At 42.3% G+C, this 2,971-nt stretch carries 5 protein-coding genes; 4 read left to right on the forward strand and 1 reads right to left on the reverse strand.

Annotated features, from left to right (window positions below):
• Positions 1-736: sigma 54-interacting transcriptional regulator (locus ABYB02_RS16170; RefSeq protein ID WP_372763407.1), on the forward strand; the 736-nt coding region annotated here is incomplete at its 5' end.
• A gap of 83 nt (positions 737-819) precedes the next feature.
• Here the strand turns inward: ABYB02_RS16170 and ABYB02_RS16175 are convergent.
• Positions 820-1,116, reverse strand: a complete 297-nt coding sequence (locus ABYB02_RS16175) for a hypothetical protein (RefSeq protein ID WP_372763408.1) — start codon at positions 1,114-1,116, stop codon at positions 820-822.
• A gap of 344 nt (positions 1,117-1,460) precedes the next feature.
• On the opposite strand from ABYB02_RS16175, the gene ABYB02_RS16180 reads away from it, so the two are divergent.
• From ABYB02_RS16180 to ABYB02_RS16190, 3 genes are all read left to right on the forward strand, one after another.
• Positions 1,461-1,844, forward strand: a complete 384-nt coding sequence (locus tag ABYB02_RS16180) for an RNA-binding S4 domain-containing protein (protein WP_372763409.1) — start codon at positions 1,461-1,463, stop codon at positions 1,842-1,844.
• Between the two features lie 94 nt (positions 1,845-1,938).
• Positions 1,939-2,367 carry a hypothetical protein gene (locus ABYB02_RS16185; protein ID WP_372763410.1) on the forward strand — a complete coding sequence of 143 codons (429 nt, stop codon included), beginning with the start codon at positions 1,939-1,941 and terminating at the stop codon, positions 2,365-2,367.
• A 395-nt stretch (positions 2,368-2,762) separates the two neighbouring features.
• Positions 2,763-2,971 (forward strand): hypothetical protein (locus ABYB02_RS16190; protein WP_372763411.1); only part of this gene is annotated, 209 nt, incomplete at its 3' end.

Genomic DNA, 2,971 nt, shown 5'->3' on the forward strand with positions numbered 1-2,971 from the left:
CGACAGTGTGCGTAAAGGTCGCTTTGAGCAAGCGAATGGCGGCACCTTATTTTTAGATGAAATTGGTGATATGCCACTCGATGTACAAACTCGGTTATTACGGGTATTAGCCGACGGTGAATTTTACCGCGTTGGCGGCCATAAAAGTATTAAAGTCGATGTGCGTATTATTGCCGCCACCCATCAAAACCTTGAAGAACTGGTAAAACTTGGTAAGTTTAGAGATGATTTATTTCATCGCCTAAACGTGGTGCGCTTGCGCTTACCCGCCTTAAGAGAGCGTACCGAAGATATTGAACGCCTCGCCCTGCACTTTCTCCATAAAAGCGCTAAAGAGTTACACGTTGAAAGTAAAATACTTAACCGTAAAGCCATAGAGCAATTGCGCTTGTTTAATTGGCCGGGCAATGTGCGCCAGCTAGAAAATACCTGCCGTTGGCTAACCGTAATGGCGCCAGGCGAACTGGTGAGCGAACAAGATCTTCCACCGGAAATTATTAATGCCACCGTGACGCAGCAAGAAGGTGACTGGTTAGATGCCTTTGGGGTTTGGCTTAACCAAGAGCTGAAACAAGGGAAAGTCAATATTTGGCCCGAGGTACAAGCACAATTAGAAACACGCTTAATCAAAGCCGCATTAGCAAATTGCTCAGGTCATAAACAAGAAGCCGCGCTTAAAATCGGCTGGGGGCGCAATACCCTCACCCGTAAATTAAAAGAGCGCAATATTAATTAAGCCATTAGCCTACATGTTAAATGCTCAGCGCTATAGTAAACAGTTGCTAACGCTGAGCTGAGCTTTGAGCACCTTGTTTACCATTAACGCGCAGTTATTGCCTCTATATTTAGGCTATTTAGCCAAGCATCTACACTGTGGCGCTTATAAAGCACTTCATTAAATAAACGATGGCGTTCAAATTCTAACGTACTGTGTGTGGCTGTATTGCCGTTGACTAACTGACTGTGGGTATCATTAAATTTGGAGATCACAGAAAAACCCCGTTCAGTCTCTTTTTTTACTTGCTGAGCCAGATGCTTTCTCACATCGTCGGCAGTTAACATATTCGAATTATCTAAGCCCATTAGCTGTTTTTTCATCGCTAATCTTACGCCCATTTCCTACTCCACTTCATGGAAAACTATTTTTCGCCGACTTTTAGCAAGTAGCGAGCCACTGGTAACAATCAGTTGTCGCGCAGCTTAACCTGCAATTGCTACAGCTGTGTTAAAGACAGCACAAACAGCTAAAAAGTTTCATTAAAAAGCGATTAGCCGGTCTAAGTGACCTGAGCTCTGGATAATAAATCTTTCTCTAGCCAGTAAATTCAAATATCACACCAGTGCAATGTGTTAGTAAATCCCTTAACCAGAGTTCAGGTTAAGTAGTGTATTTGCTTTGGTGCAAAATAAGCCGCAAGCCATTATACTAGCTGACTATGCGTTACCCCACTGGAGCGAACATGAACGAAGAATACATAGAAATTGAATTAGAAGAAGAGCCGATTGAGCTGTGTAAATTACTAAAAGTACTCAACTTAGTAGAGGGTGGCGGCCAAGCTAAAAACCTAATTACTGAAGGCTATGTGGGTGTTAATCATGAAATTTGTACAATTAAACGGAAAAAATTATACAGTGGCGACATACTAGAATTTGATGGTGAAGTATTTCAACTCTCATTAAGTGAAGATGCTACCCCCGTAGAGCGACCAGTGGAGCAGCTTACGCCCGAGCCCAAAGTAGCCGCTGAAAACACCGTGAAGCAACCAGCTAAAAATAAGCGCAAGCGTACTAAAAAGCCAAAAGTAGATGAAAAAACGGGACGTCGTCCTATTTCTTTTGGCTAATAAGTGCCTGACTCTCGATTCATCAGCCAACTTGTATAGTTGGCTGTTATACCCTTTAATTACCCTATAACAATAACAAGTTTAGGGGAAAAACATGTCTGAAATCACCGCACCAAACTGGCTTAAACCACTCGCTTGGGCTGCTCTCATTTGGAACCTATTGGGTGTAATCGCATTTGTAATGCAGCTGCTACTGACCCCCGAAGCGATGAGTGAACTCCCTATAGAACAACAAACGGCCTATGCAAATATCCCTCTTTGGTCAACCATTGCCTTTGCTATTGCGGTATTTGGTGGCACGCTGGGTTGTGTATTTTTACTGACCAAACAGGCACTCGCCATTCCCACTTTTTCACTCTCACTGGGGGCTATTTTACTGCAGCAATATTACAATTTTATTGTCATTAACAGCGTTAAGCTGCTCGGCGCAAGTAGCGTTTTAATGCCGCTACTGGTGGTTGCTATAGCGCTTTTGCTACTCTACATCAGCATTAAGGGCAAACAGGCTGGCTGGTTAAATTAATAACCGTGTTATTAACACAGCCCTATCCCCCTGAATAAACAAGGTACCACGGCGTTGCAATAACTCACTACCGACGCTAAGGGATGCTGTCGAAAGCGCGCTGCGCATACAGGCTAAGCTTCCTATGGCGTGTGTTCTTTAGTTGTTTCACTCACATTGGACTTACACGCCCCCTCTAAACCTACCAGGCGTAAATAATTGTTAATTAATAATATTTTTTGCGCAAGCACTGTTTATCCCTTGAAATAAAAATATTCAGCATCATCTCTACTATAATAACTGTTTAATAATCGCACTTAAATTTACATCATTGCTTTGGTATGTACTTTGCAATAGAAACTGCAGTAGAGGTTACTAGCTTTAAGGTATTCAACTAATAATTAAAGGGGCAAATAATGAATAATAGTTTCGACAGCCAACAACAGCTCACTATTAATGGTGAGCAGTTCCATATTCACTCTCTAAAAGGGCTAGGCGATAAAGCCAAACGCTTACCTTTTTCATTAAAAATACTGCTCGAAAACCTGCTGCGTAATGAAGACGGCGAAAATATTAAACAGCAAGACATTCAAGCCTTATTAGATTGGGATCCGCAAGCTAAGCC

The sequence above is a fragment of the Pseudoalteromonas sp. genome (assembly GCF_041613455.1).
GTDB lineage: Bacteria > Pseudomonadota > Gammaproteobacteria > Enterobacterales > Alteromonadaceae > Pseudoalteromonas.